Genomic DNA, 19,183 nt, shown 5'->3' on the forward strand with positions numbered 1-19,183 from the left:
CTGTCAAGTCCACCGTGTTCGAATTTGTTCACCGTCCGTTGTTCGCATGTCAACCGTCCGCTGTCGGCCCGCCCTGTGGCCCGGCGCGCCCGGTATCCGGTACTCGCCGTGGCGGTCGCTCTCCTCTTTCTTGACCGATCGGTCTGAATATGACTAGGGTTCAGACATGGCACGGACCAAGGAATTCGACCCCGACGCGGCGCTCCAGGCGGCCCTGGAGCTGTTCTGGCGGCGCGGCTACGAGGCCACCTCGATGGCGGAGCTGGTCGAGGAGCTCGGGATCGCCCGCGCCAGCATCTACGCCACCTTCGGCAGCAAGCACGAGCTCTACCTGCGGGCGCTGGAGCGCTACGGCGAGCAGCACAATCCGGTGCTGCTGGCCGAGCTCTCGCAGCCCGGCCCGGTGCTGCCGGCCGTCCGCGGCCTGGTCCGGCGCTTCGCGCGGGAGGCCGGCGAGGACGGCGCGGGCGGCCCCAGGCGCGGCTGTTTCGTCACCAACACCGCCGTCGAGCTCGCTCCGCACGACCCGGACGCGGCCCGGCGGGTGTCCGCCAGCCTCGACCACCTGGAGACGGTGCTCACGGCCGCGCTGGTCCGGGCCGAGGCGCAGCGGGAACTGCCCGAGGGGCGCGACCCCGTGGCGCTGGCGCGGATGCTGCTGGTGCTGATGCAGGGCATGCGGGTGATCGGCAAGGCGGGTGACGGCGAGGCCCGTCTGCGGGCCGCCGCCGAGCAGGCGCTCGGCCTGCTGGACTGAGCGCGCCGCCCGGGCCGGCGCCACGGCCCGGCCCGGGGGCTTCCGACGGCCTCGCGACCGGCGCAGTGTGCTGTCCAAATTCTGGACCGAACGGTCATTATCAACTAGGGGGATTCGATGGCACAGGGGGTTTCGACACCCGCACGGGTGGACTCGCCGGCTTCTCGGCCCGCGCCCACCCGCACCACCGCGCGGGTGCCTTCGCGGCCGGCCCCGTCGCAGGCGTCACCGCGGTCGGGGTTCGCCCTGCTCGGTGCCGTGCAGGCGACGCTGATCTTCACGATCATGATTCTCTCCGTCCCGCTGCCCCTGGTGGGCCGGGAGTTCGGCCTCGGGCCCTCCGGCATCCTGCTGCTCAGCGCCGCGTACGGACTCTCCTTCAGCTCCCTGCTGCTGCTCGGCGGCAGGCTCGCCGACCGGCACGGCGGCCGGCGGATGCTGCGGGTCGGCCTCGTCCTGCTGGCCGTCGCCTCGGTGGCCGGCGCGCTCGCCCCCACCTTCGCCGTCCTACTGGTGACGCGCTTCGCCCAGGGCGTCGGCGCCGCGCTCGCCGCTCCGGCGGCGGTCGCGGTGGTGCGGTCGCTCTTCCCCCGGTCCGCCGACTACGGCCGGGCGATGGCCACCTGGGGCGGCCTCTCGGCGCTCGGTGCCACCGGTGGCAGCCTGCTCTCCGGGGTGGTCACCGCCTGGGTCTCCTGGCGCTGGATGTTCGCCGTGCCGGTCCTGGTGGCGCTGGCCGGGCTCGCCCGCTCCGGTCGCCTGCTCCCTGCCGCCGAGCCGGCTCCCGGCGCGCCCCCGGCGCTCGACCTGCGGGGTGCGGCGCTCGCCACCGCCGGTGTCTCCGCGGTCAGTTACGGCCTGGTCGGGTCCGGGGAGCACACCTGGGGCGAACCCGTGGTGCTCCTTCCGCTGGTGCTCGGCGCTGTCCTGCTGCTCGCCTTCGCCGCCGCCGAACGGCGCACCGCCGACCCGCTGCTGCCGCCCGGCTTCCTCGCCGACCGCCGCCGGGCCGCCGCCCTGGTCGCCGTCATGGCGACCGCCGCGGGCACCGCGCTGGTCTTCCTGATCCTCCCGCTCTACCTCCAACAGGTCCGCGGCTGGGGCGTGCTGGCCACCTCGGCGGCCTTCCTCCCGTACGCGGCGGTCCTGCTGGCCGCCGGCCGGCTGGCCGGACCGCTGATCGCCCGCCACGGACCGGCCGCCGTCACCGCCGGGGGCCTGGCGGTGGCCGCCGGAGGCCTGGCGCTGCTGGCCGGCGTCGGCCCCGCCACCCCCTTCGCCACCGGACTGCTGCCCGGTCTGCTCCTGCTGCCCGCCGGGGCCGGCCCGGCCTTCGCCGGCTCGGCCGTCCTCGCCACCGGGGGCGTCCGGCCCGGGCGCGCCGGTCTCGCCGCGGGCGTCCTGAACACCGCGATGGAGCTGGGCCCCACCGCCGGCGTCGCCGCCCTGATGGCGCTCGCCGCCACCCGTCCCACCGCCGTCGGCGGCTACGCCGCCGCCTTCGCGGCGGCTGCCGCGGGCCTCGCGCTGACCGCCGCGGCGGTCACCCTGCTGGCCCGCTCCCGACCCGCACGACCCCCGTTCACCCACACCGAGGAGTACTCAGCATGACCACGCGCTTCGCCGACAAGTCCGTCCTGGTCACCGGCGGCGGCACCGGCATCGGCCGGGGCATCGCCCTCGCGTTCGCCCGGGAGGGGGCCCGCGTCGCGGTCGCCGGCCGCACCGAGGGCCCGCTGGCCGAGACCGTCCGGCTGATCGAGGAGGAGGGCGGCAAGGCCGTCGCCCTCGTCGGGGACGTCGCGGACGCCGCCGATGCCGCCCGGCTCGTCCGGGAGACCGTCGCCCGGCTCGGCGCCCTGGACATCGCCGTCAACAACGCCGGCATCCTGGGCGCGGTGGCACCGATCGCGGACCTCGCCGAGGAGGACTGGCAGCGGGTCGTCGACACCAACCTGACCGGCACCTGGCTCGCCATGAAGCACGAGATCGCCCACATGCGGACCCAGGGCGGCGGCGCCATCGTCAACATCGCCTCCAACCTCGGCGTCCACATGCGGCTGCCGGGTCTCGGCGCCTACGCGGTCACCAAGGCCGCCGTCAGCGCCCTGACCCGCAGCGCGGCCCGCGATCACATAGCCGAGGGCGTGCGGATCAACTCGGTCAGCCCCGGGCCGGTGGAGACCCCGATGTCCAGCCGCCCGGGCGAGAGCGCCGCCGACAAGGCGGACCGGATGAAGTCGGACGTCCCGGTCGGCCGGGCCGGCGCCGTCGAGGAGATCGCCGCCGCCGTCCTCCACCTCGCCTCGCCCGAGTCCGCCTACACCGTCGGCGCCGACCTCGTCCTCGACGGCGGCATCACCGCCTGACGCCCGCCCCGCCTGACGCTCGCCCCCCGTGAACGGCCGACCGGTGACCGGTCGGCCGTTCACGTCCGTCCGGCCCCGCCCGGTGCGCCGTCCTAGGCGGACAGGGCTTCGCCGTCGTGCGGGAGGGCGCAGGCGGCGGCCAGGTCGTCGAGGGAGAGGTCGAGCGCGTAGGCCAGTGCCACGACCGTGAAGAAGGCCGGCGTGGGGGCACGGCCGGTCTCGATCTTGCGGAGGGTCTCCGAGGAGATCCCCGCCACCGCCGCGATCTCGACCATGCTGCGCGTGCCGCGGGCCGCGCGCAGCAGGGCGCCGAAGCGCTCGCCGCGTTCGCGTTCCCAGGGGGTCAGTGGAGTCCTCACCATGCGCCGATCCTAGACCCGACTGGACCGTGATAGATATACCGGTATAAGAATTGGGTAGAGATGCGGGAGGGCACGGCCATGGTGGAACTCAAGAACGACACGGCGCTGGCGGCGATGCGGGAGGCCGGGCGGGTGGTCGGCGAGGCGCTGGCCGCCGTCGAGCGGGCGGCCGCGGTGGGGGTGAGCCTGCTGGAGCTGGACGAGGTGGCCCGCGGGGTGCTGAGCGGGGCGGGCGCGGTGTCGCCGTTCCTCGGGTACCGGCCGTCCTTCGCCCCGGTGCCGTTCCCGGCGGTGATCTGCGCCTCCGTCAACGACGCCGTGGTGCACGGCATCCCGGACGGCTACCGGCTGCGCGACGGTGACCTGGTCAGCATCGACTGCGGGGCGGTGCTGGACGGCTGGGCGGGCGACGCCGCCGTCAGCTTCGTCGTCGGGACGCCCCGCGCGGAGGACGCCGCGCTGATCGACGCCACCCGGCGGGCGCTCGAAGCCGGGATCGCCGCTGCCGTGGTCGGCAACCGGACCGGTGACATCGGGCACGCGATCGCCGCGGTCGCGCGGCGGGCCCGCCGGGGGGTGCCGGAGGGGTTCGGCGGGCACGGCATCGGGCGCCGGATGCACGAGGAGCCGTCGGTGCCCAACGAGGGCCGCCCGGGCCAGGGTTACCCGCTCAAGCCGGGGCTGGTGCTCGCGATCGAACCGATGCTGACCGGCGGCGGCCGGTCCGACTACCTGACCGACGAGGACGGCTGGACCCTGCGGACCACCGACGGCAGCCGGGCCGCGCACTTCGAGCACACCGTGGCGATCACCGAGGAGGGACCGCGCATCCTGACCCTGCCGTAGCGCCCTCCCGGGGCCGTCGTCGCCATGCCCCGCTCAGCCGAGCAGCCGCAGGCGGGTCGCGGCCACACCGAGCCGGATGCTCTGCCCCCAGGTCAGCTCCAGCGCGTCCGTCTCGATGCCGTCGCCGAAGGCGACCAGCCGGTCCGACTCGACGGTCAGCACCAGCTGCCGGCCGCCGTCGAGCACCCCGTGCACCCGGCTGGTGCCGGTGGCGGGGGAGGGCCAGGCCTCCCGGACGAACCAGGCCAGCACGGGCGCGGCGGCCTCCGGCAGGGTCAGCGGGCCGCCGCGCTCCAGCCAGGCGGAGCGGCACCAGCCGGTGGCGCCCGTACCGGTGCCGACCAGCACGCCCGAGGAGGCCTGCGGCTCGGGCGGGGCGGACCGCGGGCGGTCGGCCGTGCTCGACGGGACGGACCGGCTCGACCCCCCGCCCGGCCCGCCCCCGCCCGGCCCGCCCCCGTCCGGCCCGCCCTCGACCGCCAGCCGGTACCGCGCCGTCTGGTGCCCGGGCTGTCCGACGTACACCTCGTTGAGGGCCAGCAGCCGCTGGGTGTCGTCCGCGACCGCCTCCACCATGGTGCGCTCCTCCAGGTGCCGGGCGCCCGAGCGGGCGACGGCGGCCGGCAGCAGGGCGGGCAGCGCGTCGGCACGGTGGCGGACCAGGACGCCGGGGTTGCGGCCGGGGTCGGCGTCCACGCCGATCACCGGCTGCCCGTCCAGGTACTTGGCGACGTTGGCGACCAGCCCGTCCTGGCCGACCACGACCACCACGTCCTCGGGCTCGAACAGGAAGCGCGGCAGGTCCGCCCGCTCGACCCGGCTGCGCCGCCACTCCAGCGGCACCGCGGCCGCCGCCCGGGCGAGCGCGTCGGTCTGCCGGCGGTGGCGCTCCTCGGCCTCGGCCATCGACCGGCCGCGGGCGGCCAGGAAGAACGAGGCCTGGCCGGGCGTGCCGTGGTGGGCCAGGAGCTCCTCGTACTCGGTGCGGCGGTGCACCAGGACGGCCCGGGGCGCGAGGGTCACTGGTCGCCCGCGCTCTGGGAGAGCCGGCTGAGCAGCCCGGTGAGCAGGTCCGGTGTGACGGTCATGTTCTCGATCCGGGGCAGGTGCTCGGCCAGCCGCATCAGGGCGAGCGCCCGCAGCACGGCCGGGTCGGCCTGCTGGTGGGCGGTGAGCCAGGCGGCCTCGGCGGCGGCCCGGGCCTCGCCCAGCGCCCGGGCGGCGTCCGCCTCGGCGGTGGCGAGCCTGGTCCGGCGCTCCGCCTCGGCCTCGGCGCGGACCCGGTCGGCGACCGCCTCGTCCTCGGCCTGGAGGCGCCGGTTCGCGCCCTGCTGGGTCAGCAACTGCTTCTCTCGCCGGGCCAGTTCGATTCGGTTGGCCAGCTCGTTCTCGGCGATGCCGCGCTCGTGCTCGACGGCGACCGCGCGCCGTTCGAAGGTGGCCCGGTCGGCCTCCTGCTGGACGAGTTCACGGGCGGGGGTGCGCAGCGCGCGCTCCACCTCGGGCTCGGGGCGCAGCGCGACCACCCGGACGGCGATCACGGCGAGCCCGGTCTCGGTGATCCGCGGTTCGGCGGCGAGCCCCTCGGCCATCCGGTCGCGGACGGCGCTGACGCCGTCGGCCAGCGCGGCCGCGAGCGGGGTGCGGGCGAGCAGGCCGAGCGCGTGCTGCTGGGCGGTCTCGGTGAGCAGGGTGGCGAGCTGGTCGAGCGGGGCGGCGCGCCAGGCGCCGCTGTCGGGGTCGAGGCCGAAGTCGACGCGGGCGGCGGCGACGGCGGGTTCGGTGATCCGGTAGGTGAGGGTGGCCTGGACGGTGACGTCCTGGAAGTCGGAGGTCCGGGCGTGGAACAGCATGGCCAGCTCGCGGTCGTCCACCGGCACCTCGGAGAGGGCGGCGGTGAGCGGCCGGAACCAGAACGCCAGGCCCGGGCCGTCGTGGACGACCTTGCCGCGGTTCAGGTGCCGGATGTGGGCGGTGGGGACGGCGCGCAGGTGGCGCAGTCCGAAGCGCTTGGTGATGTCGGCCATGGGAGGTTCCTTTCCCCTTTTCGTCACTCCGACGATATTCGGCGGCGGTTGATCTCGTCAAGATGACGAAAAGAAGGGAAGGCGCCTGGCCCGACTGTCGTGGGAGGATCGCCGGGTGCTGAGGACGCGAACGAAGACGCGGCGGGGTCCGGGCCGGGGGGCGGCCCGCGCCGCGGCGGCGCTGCTCGCGACCGCCCTGGCGACCGCCGCCGCCCTCGGGACCGCCGTGGTCGCCGCACCGCCCGCCCGCGCGGCCGACCGGCCCGGGCAGGCGTTCACCATCTCCGACCCGCGCATCACCGAGTCCAGCGGCCTCGCCGCCAGCCACGCCCACCCCGGCGTCTACTGGACGCACAACGACAGCGACGACGGCCCCTACGTCTACGCGGTGGACTCGCAGGGGCGCACCGTCGCCACCGTCACGCTGCGCGGCATCGAGCCGCGTGACGTGGAGGCGATCTCGATCGGCCCGGACGGCCGGATCTACGTTGGTGACATCGGCGACAACCTCGGCGGCAAGTGGCCCGAGGTCTGGATCTACGCCTTCGCCGAGCCCGCCGAACTGCGCGACCAGACCGTGGAGACGGTCCGCTACCGGGTGCGCTACGAGGACGGCCCGCGCGACGCCGAGGCGCTGATGGTCCATCCGGTCACCGGCCGGGCCTACATCGCCAGCAAGAAGCAGGGCGGCGGCGGCCTCTACCAGGGGCCGGAGAAGCTCTCCGCGGCCGGGGTGAACACCTTCCGGCGGATGGTCGACGTCCCCTGGATCACCGACGGGGCGTTCTCCCCGGACGGCACCCGGCTCGTCCTGCGCGGCTACTTCGACGCCACCCTCTACCGCTGGAAGGACGGCGCGCCCGTCAAGCTCGGCCCGCTCTCCACGCCCTTCCAGCGCCAGGGCGAGTCGGTCACCTTCACGGCGGACGGCCGGGCGCTGCTCTACGGCACCGAGGGCAAGGACAGCCCGGTCTGGCGCTCGCCGCTCGACGACGACCAACTCCCGGACACCGTCCAGCCGCTGCCCTCGGCCGCGCCCTCCTCCGGTGCGGCCGCACCGCCGTCCGGGCCGGCGGCCGCGGGCGGGGCCGCCGGGTCGCCGTCGTCTTCCTCCTCGTCCTCCTCGTCCTCCTCGTCCGAGGGGCCGTCGGACCGGACGCTCGGCGTCCTGTTCCTCCTCGCCGTGGTGGGGGCCGTGTTCGGCCTGCGGAAGAAGCGCCGCGGCGACTGACGGGCGGAGCCGGCGGGTGTGTCCGGGGCCGGCTCCGGGCCCCGGGTGCGGCCGGCGAGACGGAATCACCGTGGACGAACGGCCCTTCGGGCTTCGGGGCGCCGGCGGGGCCGGGTGGCCGACCGGCCCCGGCGGGGTGAATCTGTCGCCGATTTGTGACAAAGCTTGGCCAACACCCGTCCCATGCAGGGTTTTCGTGGACGTAGTGTTCCGCCTATGTCACGGAAGAGTCGCCGTATCTCCTCCCCCGACCCGGGCGACACCTGGGTCCCGCGCACCCGGCGTCGCGAGAGTCCGCTCGCCATGGCGGGTCACGCGGTGAAGTTCCTCGGCTACAGCACGCTGGCCGGCGTCCTGCTGGCGGGCGTGGCCCTGCCGGCGGCCGGCGCTCTCGGGCTGACCGCCAAGAACACCGCGGACAACTTCGACAGCATCCCGGACGACTTCAAGACCCCGCCGCTCAGCCAGGCTTCGCAGATCTTCGACGCGAAGGGCGGCCTGATCGCCAAGGTGTACGAGCGCGACCGCACCGTCATACCCGCCGACCAGATGTCACCGCTGATACGGCAGGCCCAGGTGGACATCGAGGACGCGCGCTTCTACGAGCACGGCGCGGTCGACCTCAAGGGTGTGCTCCGGGCCGCCACCAAGAACGCGGAGAGCGGCACCACCGTCCAGGGCGCCTCGACGCTGACCCAGCAGTACGTGAAGAACGTCAACGTCGAGAAGGCCGGCGACGACCAGGCCGCCGTCCTGGAGGCCCAGCGCAAGACCCTCGGCCGCAAGATCCAGGAACTCAAGTACGCCATCAAGCTGGAGGAGGACCTGACCAAGGACCAGATCCTCACCAACTACCTGAACATCACCTTCTACGGCCACCAGGCGTACGGCATCCAGGCGGCCTCGCAGCGGTACTTCAGCAAGGACGCCAAGGACCTCACCGTCCCCGAGGCCGCGATGCTGGCGGGTCTGGTGCAGAACCCGTCCCAGTACGACCCCAAGCTGCACCCCGTCGCCGCCCAGAAGCGCCGCGACACCGTCATCGACAAGATGGTGGAGAACAAGCACCTCACCGCCGCGCAGGCCCGGGACGCCAAGGCGACCCCGCTGGGGCTGAAGTACAAGGACCCGCAGAACGGCTGCATCACCGCCAACGCCGGGATGGGCTTCTTCTGCGACTACGTCCGGCACGTGGTCAAGCAGGACCCGGTGTTCGGCAAGAGCGCCGCCGAGCGCAAGAAGCTGTGGGACCAGGGCGGCCTGAACATCTCCACCACCCTCGACCCCGACAAGCAGGCCGCCGCCCAGAACGCCGTCACCAAGAAGGTCTACGTGACGGACCCGGTCTCGGCGGCGATCACCATGGTCGAACCGGGCAGCGGCAAGATCCTGGCGATGGCCCAGACCCGCCCCTACGGCCTGGACCCGGACAAGAACCAGACCGTCGTCAACTACAACGCGGACGCGGGGATGGGCGGCGGCAACGGCTTCCAGCCGGGCTCCAACTTCAAGCCGATCGTCGCCGCCGCGGCGCTGGAGGCCGGCCTGCCGGCCACCCAGATCTACCCGGCGCCGAACCGGATGGACTGGCCGACGATGAAGACCTGCGACGGCACCTGGAAGAACCTGGAGAAGGGCAAGAAGGGCGGCTCGATCCCCAACGAGTCCGAGAAGGAGTCCGGCCCGTACGACCTGAAGCAGGCGATGGCGCTCTCGGTCAACACCTACTTCGTCCAGATGGAGCAGGAGATCGGCCTCTGCGCGGTCAAGCAGATGGCCAACAAGCTGGGCGTGGCGACCAAGGCCAGCGGGGATCCGCTCCAGGAACTGCCCGCGCTGGGGCTCGGCACCCAGGAGGTGAGCCCGCTGGTGATGGCCAACGTCTACGCGACCTTCGCCGCCGAGGGCACCTACTGCGCGCCGCTCGCGATCAACCGGATCACCACGGTGGACGGCAAGGACGTCCCGGTCGTCCCCGCCAAGTGCGAGCGGGTGATGTCCGAGGACACCGCCGACGTCATCAACACCGTGCTGCTCGGGGTGACGGAGAAGGGCACCGCGCGCGAGCTCGGGCTGGACGGCGACCGGCAGATCGCGGGCAAGACCGGTACCACCGACGAGAAGAAGTCGGCCTGGTTCAGCGGCTACACCGCCAACCTGGCGGCCTCGGTCTGGCTCGGCGGCCCGGCCAAGGGCGTGCCGATGAAGAACATCCGGATCGGGGGCAAGTACTACCAGGAGATCTTCGGAGCCACCGGCCCGGGCCCGATCTGGCAGCTGGCGATGAACCAGGCGCTGAAGGGCATGCCGCGGGACACCTTCGACACCGTGTACATCCCGGACCCGCCCAAGCGTGATCCGAACCCGAGCGGGAGCCCGAGCGGCTCCGGCACGGCCTCGCCGGGCACCGCCCCGACCGGTGCGGGCGCGCCCGGCGGCCGGACGGCGGATCCGGGGCGGACGGCGGACCCGGGGCGGCCGCGCTCGACCCAGCCCGCCGAGCAGCACACCGACCAGCACACCGAGCAGACCGGCCGGGGCGACGGCGACCGGCCGGACGGCTCGCAGAACGACGGCTGACCGGACCGGCCGACGGCGGTGCCCCGGACCGCCCTACGGTCCGGGGCACCGCCGGGTTCGGGGGCGGCCGGTCAGTGGACGCCGTTCGCGGCCCAGAAGTCCTGCCGGGCCAGCACGCTGGTGTCGGTCTGGTCGGTGAAGAAGCCGTCCACGCCCAGCTCGTAGAGGTGGCGCGCCCACCCGATGGCGTCGCCGTAGGCGTTCGGGTCGGTGCCGCGGCGGTAGTCCAGCGGGAGGAAGGCGTTCTCGTTGCGGACGGTGTACGGGTGCAGCAGCAGGTTGGCCGCGTGCGCGTCGCGGACCAGCGTGGTCGGCGGCAGGAGCTTGCCGCTCTCGTCCACCGGTGCGATCAGCTGGGTGGTCGGGCCGATGCCGTGGGCGAAGCCGGCCATCCAGCGCAGCCCCGCCGGGGTCACCAGGTCGGCCACCGTGCGCCGGTCCCCGGACAGCACGAAGTCGTACGGCTGGGTGGTCGCGCCGCCCAGCAGCTGGATCCGCGGGTTGTCGACCAGCTTGGCCAGCCGCTGCAGGCTGCTCGGCTCGAAGGACTGCAGGATCGCCCGCCCGCGCCGGCCGGCCAGGCCCGCGCGGCGCAGCTCGTCGGCGAGCCGCTCCTCCAGGGGCAGACCGATCGAGCGGAAGTAGCTCGGGTGCTTGGTCTCCGGGTAGAGCCAGACCTCGCGGCCGAGCTCGCGTCCGCGCTTCCTGGCGAAGTCGGCCAGCTCGCGGAAGGTGAGCACCGGCCACCGGCCGTCGTACAGGGTGTTGCGCTGGCGCTGCTGCGGGAGGCGCTCCTTGGCGCGCAGGGTGCGCAGCTCGGCGAGGGTGAAGTCCTCGGTGAACCAGCCGGTCTGCGGCAGGCCGTCGATGGTCTTGGTGGTCCTCCGGCCCGCGAACTCGGGGTGGTCGGCGACGTCCGTCGTCTCCACGATGTTGTTCTCGTGCCGGATCACCAGGTGGCCGTCCTTGGTGGGGACGAGGTCCGGCTCGATGACGTCCGCACCGAGCTCCAGGGCGAGCTCGTAGGAGCCGAGGGTCTCCTCGGGGCGGTAGCCGGGCGCGCCGCGGTGGCCGATGACCAGCGGGTGCGGCAGCCGGTCCAGGCCGGTACCGGTGCGGACCGGGGAGCGGGTGCCGGCCGCCGCCCCGGCGTCCGCGCGCCCCTCGGCGGCGTCCGGCTGCTCGTCGGCCGGGGCCGCGAACGCCTCGCCGCCGGTCGCGGCGAACGCGGCCGCACCGAGGCCGGCGGCGCCGGTCGCACGCAGGAACCGGCGGCGCGAGGAGGCCGTGCCGGGTGCGGAGGAATCTGTCGAGCTGCTGCCGTCGAGCGGACGGTTCGTCATTGAAACTCCTGGCTCGCGCTGGGGGCGGGGCGCTGATGGTCGTCGCCCGCAGACTAGGAGCAGCGGCGCCCGGCCGGGTGGCGTTCGGGCGAACTGCGGGCGAAGATCCGCCGTGCACCCGTCAGGAACGCACCCGAGGCGCACCCGGTGCGGGCGGGGTGCGCCTCGGACGGAGCGGGGGCCGGTTCAGCCGTTGACCTGGCAGAGGGCGTAGGACTTCTCCGCGTGCAGCATCGACTCCAGTTCCGGGTAGCCCTGGGTGCGGTAGCTGTAGTACGCGACGGTGTACTCGACGTCACACCGGTTGGCGGCGGACAGCTGGCTGTCGGGCTGGTCGGCCACCGTCAGCGGACCGTGGGCCGAGAGGTCGACGCCGGCGGCCTGGGCGGCCCCGGCCCCGCCGGCCAGAACGGCGGCGACGGCGAGCGCGGCGACTGCGAGCGGGCGGGACAGGCGGTTCATCAACTGAGTGTCCTTCCAGAGGAGTCGGTGTGCCCCCGATTCTGCTCCGGAGGGTGATCACGGTCCTATCCCAGAAGGGTGGGGGGAGCGCCCGGCTCCCCCCACCTCCCGCCCCTCGGTCCTTGTTCAGAGCTGGGCGAGCAGCTTCCGGCCGTCCGGCCAGTCACCGAGCCCGGAGTCGGCGTTGAGATGTCCGTGGGCGCCGGGCTCCACGTACCGGGCGCCCCACGCCTCGGCGAAGGCGCGGGCACGCTCCGGCGTGACCCAGGGGTCGTCGGTGCTGGAGACCACCAGCGAGGGGAAGGGCAGGCGCTCCAGGGTCACCGGGCGGAAGCCCGCGAGCGCCGGGACGTCGGCGTTGTCGATGTCGGCGGGTGCGACCAGCATCGCACCCCGGACGGCGGCGGTCCGTCCGGCGGCGGCCGAGGCCGCCCAGCGGGCCACCGCGACGCACCCGAGGCTGTGTGCCACCAGGACCACCGGCCCGTCGGCCGCCGCGGTGGCGATCGCGGCATCGAGGGCGGCCACCCAGGCGTCCGGCTCCGGGAAGTCCCAGTCCTCCTGCTGGACGCGCCGGAAGGCCGCCGGGTCGGCCTCCTCCCACCGGGTCTGCCAGTGGGCGGGCCCGGAACTCTGGTAGCCGGGCAGGACGAGGTAGCTGGTGCGGTCCGACATCGTGCGGACTCCCTTCGGGGGCTGACCTGGGCACCAGGGAGTCTAGGGGCCGCCCGGGAAGGGGCGCGTAGGCCCTGGCGACGGCGCACACGGCTCGCCCAAGGCGCGTGCCACGCATCACGCGCCGGGTGTGCGAGCGGTGTGCCCCGTTGCGTCGGCGCGGCCGGGTGCGGGAGGTTGTTCCCGGCCCGCCCCGGCCGCCACCGGCGCGGGCCCGCACCATGTCTGACGACCGATCACATGGAGGGATGTCGGCGATGACATCGAAGGTCCTGCTCGTCACCGGTGATGCCGCGGAGTCGCTGGAGGTGTTCTACCCCTACCAGCGGCTGCTGGAGGAGGGCTACGAGGTCGACATCGCGGCGCCGACGAAGAAGCGGCTCCAGTTCGTGGTCCACGACTTCGTCGACGGCTACGACACCTACACCGAGAAGCCCGGCTACACCTGGCCCGCCGACCTCGCCGTCGCGGACGTGGACCCGGCCGAGTACGTCGCCCTGGTCATCCCCGGCGGCCGTGCCCCCGAGTACCTGCGGAACAACGCCGACGTGCAGCGGATCGTCCGGCACTTCTTCGACGCCGACAAGCCGGTGGCGCAGATCTGCCACGGCCCGCTGATCACCGCGGCCGCCGGCGTGCTCTCCGGCCGCCGCAGCGCCGCCTACCCGGCCCTGGAGCCCGACGTGGCCGCCGCGGGCGCCGAGTACGTCGACGGCGAGGCGGTCGTCGACGGCGTGGTCGTCTCGTCCCGCGCCTGGCCCGACCACCCCGCCTGGATCCGCGCCTTCATCGAGGTCCTCCGGGTCAAGGCCCCGCTGGCCTGACCCTGACGGACCCGGGGGCACCCCTCCGCCCTGGGGCGGAGGGGTGCCCCTCAGCCCGTCGGGGTCCTGTTCCGCCTGTGGGTGGAGCGACACGCCGACGGAAGATCGGACCAGCGGTGGAGAGGCTCGGGACCTGGGTCGGACGTGTACGTCTTCCGGCGCTGTCAGAGTGTCAGTCGACAGGACCGGGGCGGATGTTGTGGAAAGTCCGCCCGTTCGGACACCGGAGGGCGGCGGCATGACGGGAACGGCGAGGGATCGGGCGGGCCGGGCGGAGTGGACGGGCCCGGAAGGCGGGCGGGACCGGGGGCGGCGACGGCGGGGGCTGGCCGTACGGGCGGTGGCGGTCGCGCTGGCCGGTGCCGGCCTGGTGGGTGCCCTCGCCCCCGTCGCGGGTGCCCAGGGCGCGGGGCCCGGGTCCGGCCGGCCGGTGGCCGACGGCGGCGCCGACCGGGTCGACCGGGCGGCGCTGGACGCGGCCGTGCGCGGGCCGGTGGCCCAGGGTGGCGCCTCCGCCGCGCTGGGGCTGGTCGCCGAGCGCGGGCGCACGGTCTGGAAGGGCGCGGCCGGGACGGCCGACTTCGCCACCGGCGCCCCGGCCACCGCCGACGGCCGGTTCCGGATCGGCAGCGTCACCAAGACCTTCGTGGCGACGGTGGTCCTGCAGCTCGTGGCGGAGCACCGGGTCGGCCTGGACGACCCGGTGGAGAGCCGCCTGCCCGGCGTGGTGCCGAACGGCGGGCAGATCACCGTCCGCCAACTGCTGAACCACACCAGCGGCCTGTTCAACTACACCGAGGACCCGTCCTTCTCCTTCGACGAGGACCCCGCCGCCCTGCAGCGGTGGCTCGACGTCGGCCGCTGGCGCCCGTACGCGCCGGAGGAGCTCGTCGGCCTCGCCGCCCAGCACCCCCCGTACTTCGCCCCCGGGCAGGGCTGGCACTACTCCAACACCAACTACGTGGTGATCGGGATGCTGATCGAGCGCCTCACCGGCCGCGGCTGGGCCGACGAGGTCCAGCGCCGGATCATCCGCCCGCTCGGTCTGACCGGTACCTCGATGCCGCTCAACTCGCCCTTCGTCCCCGGCCCGCACGCCCACGGCTACTACAAGCTCGCCTCCGGACCGGCGGACGTCACCCTGCTCGACCCGAGCATGGCCGGTGCGTCGGGGGCCGGGATCTCCACCACCACCGACCTCGCCCGGTTCGTCTCCGCCCTGCTCGGCGGGCGGCTGCTCGCCCCGGCCCAACTCGCCGAGATGAAGCGGACCACCCCGCAGAGCGGTCCCGCCGAGTACGGCCTCGGCCTCCAGCGGACGTCGACGGCCTGCGGCGAGTACTGGGGCCACAGCGGCGGAATCCCGGGGTACACCACCCTGATGTACGGGGCCTCGGACGGCCGGCGACAGTTCACGGCCTCCGTCAACCCGTACGACCTCTCCGACCTCCCGGCGGCCAACGCCACCGTCGAAGCCCTGGTCGCCACCGCCCTCTGCGACACCCACCCGGCCACCCCGGCCACCCCGGCCACGGCGACCGGCACCCTCGCGGCCACCGGCGTGGTTCGGTGACCTCCCCGGCGCGATCACCGGGGTGCTGGGGGCGGTCCACGACCGGGGTGCCATCATGACCGGCACATGACGGTCGATTGTCGCCAGGAGGACGAGACATGGCAGAGCCGCTGATCGCCGCGGTCGGGGACCGGGTGCCCGACATCGACCCGACCGCCTTCGTCGCACCCAACGCGGTGGTGATCGGGTCGGTCACGGTCGGCGCCGGGGCGAGCGTCTGGTACGGCGCGGTGATCCGCGGCGACGCCGAGGCGATCACGGTCGGCGCGGGCACCAACATCCAGGACAACTGCACGCTGCACGCGGACCTGGGCTTCCCGCTGGTGATCGGCGAGCGGATCTCGGTCGGCCACAACGCCGTCCTGCACGGCTGCGTGATCGAGGACGACGTGCTGGTCGGGATGAACTCCACGGTGCTGAACGGCGCCCGGATCGGGGCCGGTTCGCTGGTCGCGGCCGGGGCCGTGGTCCCGCAGGGCATGCAGGTGCCGGCGGGCTCCCTGGTCGCCGGGGTGCCGGCCAGGATCCGGCGCGAGCTGACCGAGGAGGAGCGGGCGGGCGTCACCTTCAACGGCGAGGGCTACCGCCTCCTGGCCGACGCCCACCGGAAGATCGAGCCGGTGGAGCGTCGGACGGCCTAGGCGGTCGAACGGGACGAGGCCGTCGGGCGGGGGCGCCCCGCCCGGCGCGCCCCCGCCCGGCCGGTCAGGTGCGGGCGGCCGCCTCGGCGGTGGGCAGGGGGCGGCCGGGGGCCGGGGCCGGTACCGGGGCGGCCGTCCCGGGGCGACGGCGGTCGGCGGCCCAGGCGATCACCGCGATCACCGCACCCGAGGCGGCGAGGCCCGAGCCGACCAGGGTCGGCGACGTCCAGCCGAGCCCGGCGTCCAGGGCGAGGCCGCCGAAGTACGCGCCCTGGGCGTTGGCCAGGTTGAACGCGCCCTGCACGGTTGCCGAGGCGAGGGTCGGGGCGTTGCGGGCCTTCTGCAGCACCAGGGTCTGTACGGCCGGGACGATCGCGAAGCCGAAGAGCCCGACCAGCACCACCGTCAGGGCGGCCGACCACTCGGAGCGGGCGGTCACCCCGAAGAGCGCCAGGGTGGCGGCGAGCAGCAGGAAGGCGGCGCAGACGGTCGGCCGCAGCGCGCGGTCGGCGGCGATGCCGCCCAGCACGTTGCCGATCGTCATGCCCACCCCGAACAGCGCCAGCACCAGCGTCACCGATCCGGTGGCGTAGCCGGAGACCTCGGTGAGCAGCGGGGTGATGTAGCTGTAGCAGGCGAAGAAACCCCCGCAGCCGAACACCACCGTGCCGAGGGCCAGCCAGAGCTGTCCGCTGCGGAACGCCCCCAGCTCGTGCCGGAGGCCGGACTGCGCGGGCGTGGGCAGCTGGGGCACCAGCCGCGCGATGGCGACGGTGCCGAGCGCGCCGATCGCGACCACCACCAGCATGGTGGCCCGCCAGCCGAGGTGCTGCCCGAGCAGGGTCGCGGCCGGGACCCCGATGATGTTGGCGACGGTCAGGCCCGAGAACATCACGGCGACCGCCCGGGCCCGCCGGTGCGGGGCGACCAGCTCGGCGGCCGCGACCGCCCCGGCGCCGAAGAACGCCCCGTGCGGCAGCCCGGTGATCAACCGGGCCGCCGCCAGCGACCAGAAGTCGGGTGCGATCGCGCAGAGCAGGTTGCCGGTCGCGAAGAGGCCGGCCAGCGCGACCAGCACGGGCTTGCGAGGCCGTCCGGCGGCGAGCGCGGTGAGCAGCGGTGCGCCGATCACCACGCCGATGGCGTAGGCGGAGATCAGCCACCCCGCCTGGGGGATGGAGACGTGGAGGTTCTCGGCGACCTGGGGCAGCAACCCCATGGCGGCGAATTCGGTGGTGCCGATGGCGAACGCGGTGACGGCCAGGGCGACCAGCGCGAGTGGCAAGGGGGACTCCGGGGTGACGCCCGGGCGGGAGCCGGGCAGGGGGTCCGGCACGGTCGTCGGGCCGGTGCAGACAGGTGACCGGGCCAGGCGACCCGGTGGGGGAGCGGGGTGGGGAGCGGGGCGGCGCGGGGATGACGGGCCATTTGTCTGGGCGAAATCCTAATCCGATCGGATGACCCCACCAGGTGCCGCCCATGGCTGGCCGGTGACACATGGGGGTCGCCAGCGGCGCCCCCGCGCGCGAGACTGGGGTCATGTGCCGCAGTATCAAGACGTTGAGACCGCCCGTGACGCCGGACGCCTCCGATGAGGACTTCCACGCGGCCGCCCTCCAGTACGTGCGGAAGGTGTCGGGGTTCCGCGCCCCGGCGGCGCACAACCAGGAGGCCTTCGACCGCGCCGTGGAAGCCGTCGCCGAGGCCACCGCCCGATTGCTCGACGAGTTGGAGGTCCGCGGCGCTCCCGCCCGGACCACGGGGGCCGCCGCCTGATCCGACGGCGGGAAGCCGCCGGCCGGCCCGGCGCAGACCTGTAGGGGCAGCATGGGCACCAGGGACAGCTGGGACCAGGTGGACCGAGGAGATCGGCGATGAACCCCGCGAACCGTTACGTACTGACCTTCCCGGGCACGCCCGGCACCCAGGCCCCGCAGGACGTCGTCGTGGTCTCCCGCACCAGTACGACCGGTCCCGGCGGCCACCCCGTCTACGAGGACGCCACCGGCATCGTCCGGGCCGAGATCAGCGACTCGGGCGAGGTCCGGATGCTCGCCAGCGGGGGGCACCAGTCCCCGCACTTCCCGGTGCACGCCGAACCACTGCCGTAGCGGGGAGCCCTCCGCCGCCGGCGCGGCCCACCGGACCGCGCCGGCGGCGGGACGGGTCACGCCCGGCCGGTTGTCCCCTCGCGGCCTCGGGCAGAATCGGCTCATGACTACAGCGAGTTGGCAGGGCACGGTCGTCGCCGAGAGCGACGACACCACCGTGGTCGAGGGCAACCACTACTTCCCGGCCGAATCCGTGCGCGCGGAGTACCTGCGCCCGTCCGACACCACCACCGTCTGCGGCTGGAAGGGCACCGCCGAGTACTACACGCTGGACGTCGGCGGGCAGCTCAACCCCGACGCGGCCTGGTACTACCGCGACCCGCTGCCGGACGCCGAGCACGTCCGCGGCCGGGTGGCCTTCTGGCGCGGGGTGGAGATCACCGAATAGCGCGTACCTCCGCGGTCCACCGGGTAACCGCAGAGCATGGCAATCTTCAGGAGACCGGGACGCTCCCGGCAGCCGGAGCCCGCCCCCGAACAGGTCGCCGAGGAACTGGCGGACCTCGTCGAACAACTGGAACGGCCCGCCCCCGGCGTCGAGGGTGGGCCCGCCGGGCAGCTCGCCGAGTACCGCGCGGAGCGCGACAAGCGCCGGGCCACGGCCCTGCTCGGGTCCGTCTCCCGGCGGCTCGGCAGCGGCGGCCTGGCCGCCGCGAAGGGCGCCGCCTACGGCGGCCGGGCCCTCGCCGACCAGCTGATGCAGGCCGCGCCGCGCATCCCGGTCCGGAGCCTGACCACCCTGCGCGCCCAGCACCCGGACGCGGCCGACCCCGAGCGGCTGGCCGACCTGCTGGTCAGCGGCGCCAGCCGGGCCTCCGGCGCGCTCGGCGCGGGCGTCGGGGCCGCGGCGATGCTGCCCGTGCCGCCGGCGATGGCGCTGGAGATCGCCGCCGAGACGCTCGCCGTCGCGGCCGTCGAGATCAAGCTGATCGCCGAACTGCACGAGGTGTACGGCCTCGCGGCCCGGGGCACGGCCACCCAGCGGGCCTCCGCCTACGTGGCGGCCTGGGCCAACCGCCGGGGCATCGACGCGACGCTGCTGGTGAAGCCGGCCGGGTTCGCCGCGATGGCGCTCGGCTCCGAGGTCCGTCAACAGGTCCGCAAACGGCTCACCCGCAGTACGCTGCGCCGCCTGCCCTCGCTGATCCCACTGCTGGTGGGAGCGGGCGTCGGCGCCACCGTCAACCGGCGTGACACCCGCAAGCTCGCCAAGGAGGTCCGGGAGGACCTCCGGCACCGGCGCGGCACGGCGGACCGCGCGTACTGGGCCGCCGCGGCCCCGCCGCTGAAGGGCGAGCGGGGCGAGCCGCGGCCCTGAGCGGCTCCCGTCGGGGAACGCCACACGGGGGTGGCCCCGCTCCCGGGCACCCGGGAGCGGGGCC

21 protein-coding genes are annotated in these 19,183 nt (G+C 74.5%); 13 read left to right on the top strand and 8 right to left on the bottom strand.

Annotation, left to right across the window (positions count from 1 at the left end; all coding sequences use genetic code 11):
* Positions 1–166: 166 nt before the first annotated feature.
* Complete coding sequence (locus ABT263_RS30845; RefSeq protein ID WP_352295342.1) at positions 167–757, top strand: TetR/AcrR family transcriptional regulator; 591 nt, start codon at positions 167–169, stop codon at positions 755–757.
* Positions 758–861: 104 nt separating this feature from the next.
* Here the strand turns inward: ABT263_RS30845 and ABT263_RS30850 are convergent, their stop codons facing one another.
* Positions 862–1,044 carry a hypothetical protein gene (locus ABT263_RS30850; RefSeq protein ID WP_352295344.1) on the bottom strand — a complete coding sequence of 61 codons (183 nt, stop codon included), beginning with the start codon at positions 1,042–1,044 and terminating at the stop codon, positions 862–864.
* Here ABT263_RS30850 and ABT263_RS30855 point away from each other — a divergent pair.
* Together ABT263_RS30855 and ABT263_RS30860 are read left to right on the top strand one after the other, a co-directional pair.
* Entirely contained in the window at positions 1,043–2,368 is a 1,326-nt protein-coding gene (locus ABT263_RS30855; RefSeq protein ID WP_352295346.1) for an MFS transporter, read from the top strand. The two genes, ABT263_RS30850 and ABT263_RS30855, sit on opposite strands and share 2 nt — an antisense overlap.
* On the top strand, positions 2,365–3,126 hold the full coding sequence (locus tag ABT263_RS30860; protein WP_352295348.1) for an SDR family NAD(P)-dependent oxidoreductase: 762 nt from the start codon (positions 2,365–2,367) through the stop codon (positions 3,124–3,126). The genes ABT263_RS30855 and ABT263_RS30860 overlap by 4 nt, the downstream gene beginning before the upstream one ends.
* Before the next feature lie 92 nt (positions 3,127–3,218).
* Here ABT263_RS30860 and ABT263_RS30865 read toward each other — a convergent pair whose 3' ends face one another.
* On the bottom strand, positions 3,219–3,488 hold the full coding sequence (locus ABT263_RS30865) for a helix-turn-helix domain-containing protein (protein ID WP_352295350.1): 270 nt from the start codon (positions 3,486–3,488) through the stop codon (positions 3,219–3,221).
* Positions 3,489–3,566: 78 nt separating this feature from the next.
* On the opposite strand from ABT263_RS30865, the gene map reads away from it, so the two are divergent.
* On the top strand, positions 3,567–4,334 hold the full coding sequence (map, locus tag ABT263_RS30870; protein ID WP_352295352.1) for a type I methionyl aminopeptidase: 768 nt from the start codon (positions 3,567–3,569) through the stop codon (positions 4,332–4,334).
* 33 nt (positions 4,335–4,367) lie between these two features.
* Here the strand turns inward: map and ABT263_RS30875 are convergent, their stop codons facing one another.
* Together ABT263_RS30875 and ABT263_RS30880 are read right to left on the bottom strand one after the other, a co-directional pair.
* A complete protein-coding gene (locus ABT263_RS30875) occupies positions 4,368–5,357 on the bottom strand; it encodes an NAD(+)/NADH kinase (protein ID WP_352295354.1) in 990 nt (329 codons plus the stop codon).
* Positions 5,354–6,361: an SPFH domain-containing protein gene (locus tag ABT263_RS30880; RefSeq protein WP_329485983.1), complete on the bottom strand. Its 1,008-nt coding sequence runs from the start codon at positions 6,359–6,361 to the stop codon at positions 5,354–5,356. The genes ABT263_RS30875 and ABT263_RS30880 overlap by 4 nt, the downstream gene beginning before the upstream one ends.
* Positions 6,362–6,542: 181 nt before the next feature.
* On the opposite strand from ABT263_RS30880, the gene ABT263_RS30885 reads away from it, so the two are divergent.
* Both ABT263_RS30885 and ABT263_RS30890 read left to right on the top strand, forming a co-directional pair.
* Entirely contained in the window at positions 6,543–7,592 is a 1,050-nt protein-coding gene (locus tag ABT263_RS30885) for a hypothetical protein (protein ID WP_502885887.1), read from the top strand.
* Positions 7,593–7,808: 216 nt separating this feature from the next.
* The gene (locus tag ABT263_RS30890; protein ID WP_352295356.1) at positions 7,809–10,172 is read left to right on the top strand and encodes a transglycosylase domain-containing protein; all 2,364 of its coding nucleotides are present in this window, start codon (positions 7,809–7,811) and stop codon (positions 10,170–10,172) included.
* A 71-nt stretch (positions 10,173–10,243) separates the two neighbouring features.
* On the opposite strand, the gene ABT263_RS30895 is transcribed toward ABT263_RS30890, so the two are convergent.
* The 3 genes from ABT263_RS30895 to ABT263_RS30905 form a co-directional block, all read right to left on the bottom strand.
* Positions 10,244–11,515, bottom strand: a complete 1,272-nt coding sequence (locus tag ABT263_RS30895; protein WP_352295358.1) for a glycerophosphodiester phosphodiesterase — start codon at positions 11,513–11,515, stop codon at positions 10,244–10,246.
* A 186-nt stretch (positions 11,516–11,701) separates the two neighbouring features.
* Positions 11,702–11,977, bottom strand: coding sequence for a hypothetical protein (locus ABT263_RS30900; protein ID WP_352295360.1), 276 nt, complete (start codon positions 11,975–11,977; stop codon positions 11,702–11,704).
* 126 nt (positions 11,978–12,103) lie between these two features.
* Positions 12,104–12,652 (bottom strand): RBBP9/YdeN family alpha/beta hydrolase, encoded by a 549-nt coding sequence (locus tag ABT263_RS30905; protein WP_352295362.1) that lies wholly within the window; start codon positions 12,650–12,652, stop codon positions 12,104–12,106.
* Positions 12,653–12,909: 257 nt separating this feature from the next.
* On the opposite strand from ABT263_RS30905, the gene ABT263_RS30910 reads away from it, so the two are divergent.
* The 3 genes from ABT263_RS30910 to ABT263_RS30920 all read left to right on the top strand — a co-directional run bounded on the left by ABT263_RS30910 (position 12,910) and on the right by ABT263_RS30920 (position 15,690).
* Positions 12,910–13,476: a DJ-1/PfpI family protein gene (locus ABT263_RS30910; protein ID WP_352295364.1), complete on the top strand. Its 567-nt coding sequence runs from the start codon at positions 12,910–12,912 to the stop codon at positions 13,474–13,476.
* A gap of 340 nt (positions 13,477–13,816) precedes the next feature.
* On the top strand, positions 13,817–15,049 hold the full coding sequence (locus tag ABT263_RS30915) for a serine hydrolase domain-containing protein (protein WP_352295366.1): 1,233 nt from the start codon (positions 13,817–13,819) through the stop codon (positions 15,047–15,049).
* A 98-nt stretch (positions 15,050–15,147) separates the two neighbouring features.
* Complete coding sequence (locus tag ABT263_RS30920; protein WP_352295368.1) at positions 15,148–15,690, top strand: gamma carbonic anhydrase family protein; 543 nt, start codon at positions 15,148–15,150, stop codon at positions 15,688–15,690.
* A 64-nt stretch (positions 15,691–15,754) separates the two neighbouring features.
* Here ABT263_RS30920 and ABT263_RS30925 read toward each other — a convergent pair whose 3' ends face one another.
* Positions 15,755–16,975, bottom strand: a complete 1,221-nt coding sequence (locus ABT263_RS30925; RefSeq protein WP_352295370.1) for an MFS transporter — start codon at positions 16,973–16,975, stop codon at positions 15,755–15,757.
* 254 nt (positions 16,976–17,229) lie between these two features.
* Between ABT263_RS30925 and ABT263_RS30930 the strand changes: the two genes are divergently transcribed.
* The 4 genes from ABT263_RS30930 to ABT263_RS30945 all read left to right on the top strand — a co-directional run bounded on the left by ABT263_RS30930 (position 17,230) and on the right by ABT263_RS30945 (position 19,119).
* Positions 17,230–17,466: a DUF2277 domain-containing protein gene (locus ABT263_RS30930; protein WP_329485973.1), complete on the top strand. Its 237-nt coding sequence runs from the start codon at positions 17,230–17,232 to the stop codon at positions 17,464–17,466.
* Between the two features lie 98 nt (positions 17,467–17,564).
* The gene (locus tag ABT263_RS30935) at positions 17,565–17,801 is read left to right on the top strand and encodes a DUF6296 family protein (RefSeq protein WP_329485972.1); all 237 of its coding nucleotides are present in this window, start codon (positions 17,565–17,567) and stop codon (positions 17,799–17,801) included.
* Positions 17,802–17,904: 103 nt separating this feature from the next.
* Positions 17,905–18,189: a DUF427 domain-containing protein gene (locus ABT263_RS30940; protein ID WP_352295372.1), complete on the top strand. Its 285-nt coding sequence runs from the start codon at positions 17,905–17,907 to the stop codon at positions 18,187–18,189.
* 36 nt (positions 18,190–18,225) lie between these two features.
* Positions 18,226–19,119 carry a hypothetical protein gene (locus ABT263_RS30945; RefSeq protein ID WP_352295374.1) on the top strand — a complete coding sequence of 298 codons (894 nt, stop codon included), beginning with the start codon at positions 18,226–18,228 and terminating at the stop codon, positions 19,117–19,119.
* The last annotated feature ends 64 nt before the right edge of the window (positions 19,120–19,183 follow it).

It is taken from the genome of Kitasatospora sp. NPDC001603, assembly GCF_040298365.1.
In the GTDB taxonomy this organism is placed as follows: Bacteria; Actinomycetota; Actinomycetes; order Streptomycetales; family Streptomycetaceae; genus Kitasatospora.

Coding starts and splice junctions, on each gene's coding strand:
- ABT263_RS30845 (WP_352295342.1), top strand. CDS start 167: ATGGCACGGACCAAGGAATTCGACCCCGACGCGGCGCTCCAGGCGGCC.
- ABT263_RS30855 (WP_352295346.1), top strand. CDS start 1,043: ATGATTCTCTCCGTCCCGCTGCCCCTGGTGGGCCGGGAGTTCGGCCTC.
- ABT263_RS30850 (WP_352295344.1), bottom strand. CDS start 1,044: ATGATCGTGAAGATCAGCGTCGCCTGCACGGCACCGAGCAGGGCGAAC.
- ABT263_RS30860 (WP_352295348.1), top strand. CDS start 2,365: ATGACCACGCGCTTCGCCGACAAGTCCGTCCTGGTCACCGGCGGCGGC.
- ABT263_RS30865 (WP_352295350.1), bottom strand. CDS start 3,488: ATGGTGAGGACTCCACTGACCCCCTGGGAACGCGAACGCGGCGAGCGC.
- map (WP_352295352.1), top strand. CDS start 3,567: ATGGTGGAACTCAAGAACGACACGGCGCTGGCGGCGATGCGGGAGGCC.
- ABT263_RS30880 (WP_329485983.1), bottom strand. CDS start 6,361: ATGGCCGACATCACCAAGCGCTTCGGACTGCGCCACCTGCGCGCCGTC.
- ABT263_RS30890 (WP_352295356.1), top strand. CDS start 7,809: ATGTCACGGAAGAGTCGCCGTATCTCCTCCCCCGACCCGGGCGACACC.
- ABT263_RS30895 (WP_352295358.1), bottom strand. CDS start 11,515: ATGACGAACCGTCCGCTCGACGGCAGCAGCTCGACAGATTCCTCCGCA.
- ABT263_RS30900 (WP_352295360.1), bottom strand. CDS start 11,977: ATGAACCGCCTGTCCCGCCCGCTCGCAGTCGCCGCGCTCGCCGTCGCC.
- ABT263_RS30905 (WP_352295362.1), bottom strand. CDS start 12,652: ATGTCGGACCGCACCAGCTACCTCGTCCTGCCCGGCTACCAGAGTTCC.
- ABT263_RS30910 (WP_352295364.1), top strand. CDS start 12,910: ATGACATCGAAGGTCCTGCTCGTCACCGGTGATGCCGCGGAGTCGCTG.
- ABT263_RS30920 (WP_352295368.1), top strand. CDS start 15,148: ATGGCAGAGCCGCTGATCGCCGCGGTCGGGGACCGGGTGCCCGACATC.
- ABT263_RS30930 (WP_329485973.1), top strand. CDS start 17,230: ATGTGCCGCAGTATCAAGACGTTGAGACCGCCCGTGACGCCGGACGCC.
- ABT263_RS30935 (WP_329485972.1), top strand. CDS start 17,565: ATGAACCCCGCGAACCGTTACGTACTGACCTTCCCGGGCACGCCCGGC.
- ABT263_RS30940 (WP_352295372.1), top strand. CDS start 17,905: ATGACTACAGCGAGTTGGCAGGGCACGGTCGTCGCCGAGAGCGACGAC.
- ABT263_RS30945 (WP_352295374.1), top strand. CDS start 18,226: ATGGCAATCTTCAGGAGACCGGGACGCTCCCGGCAGCCGGAGCCCGCC.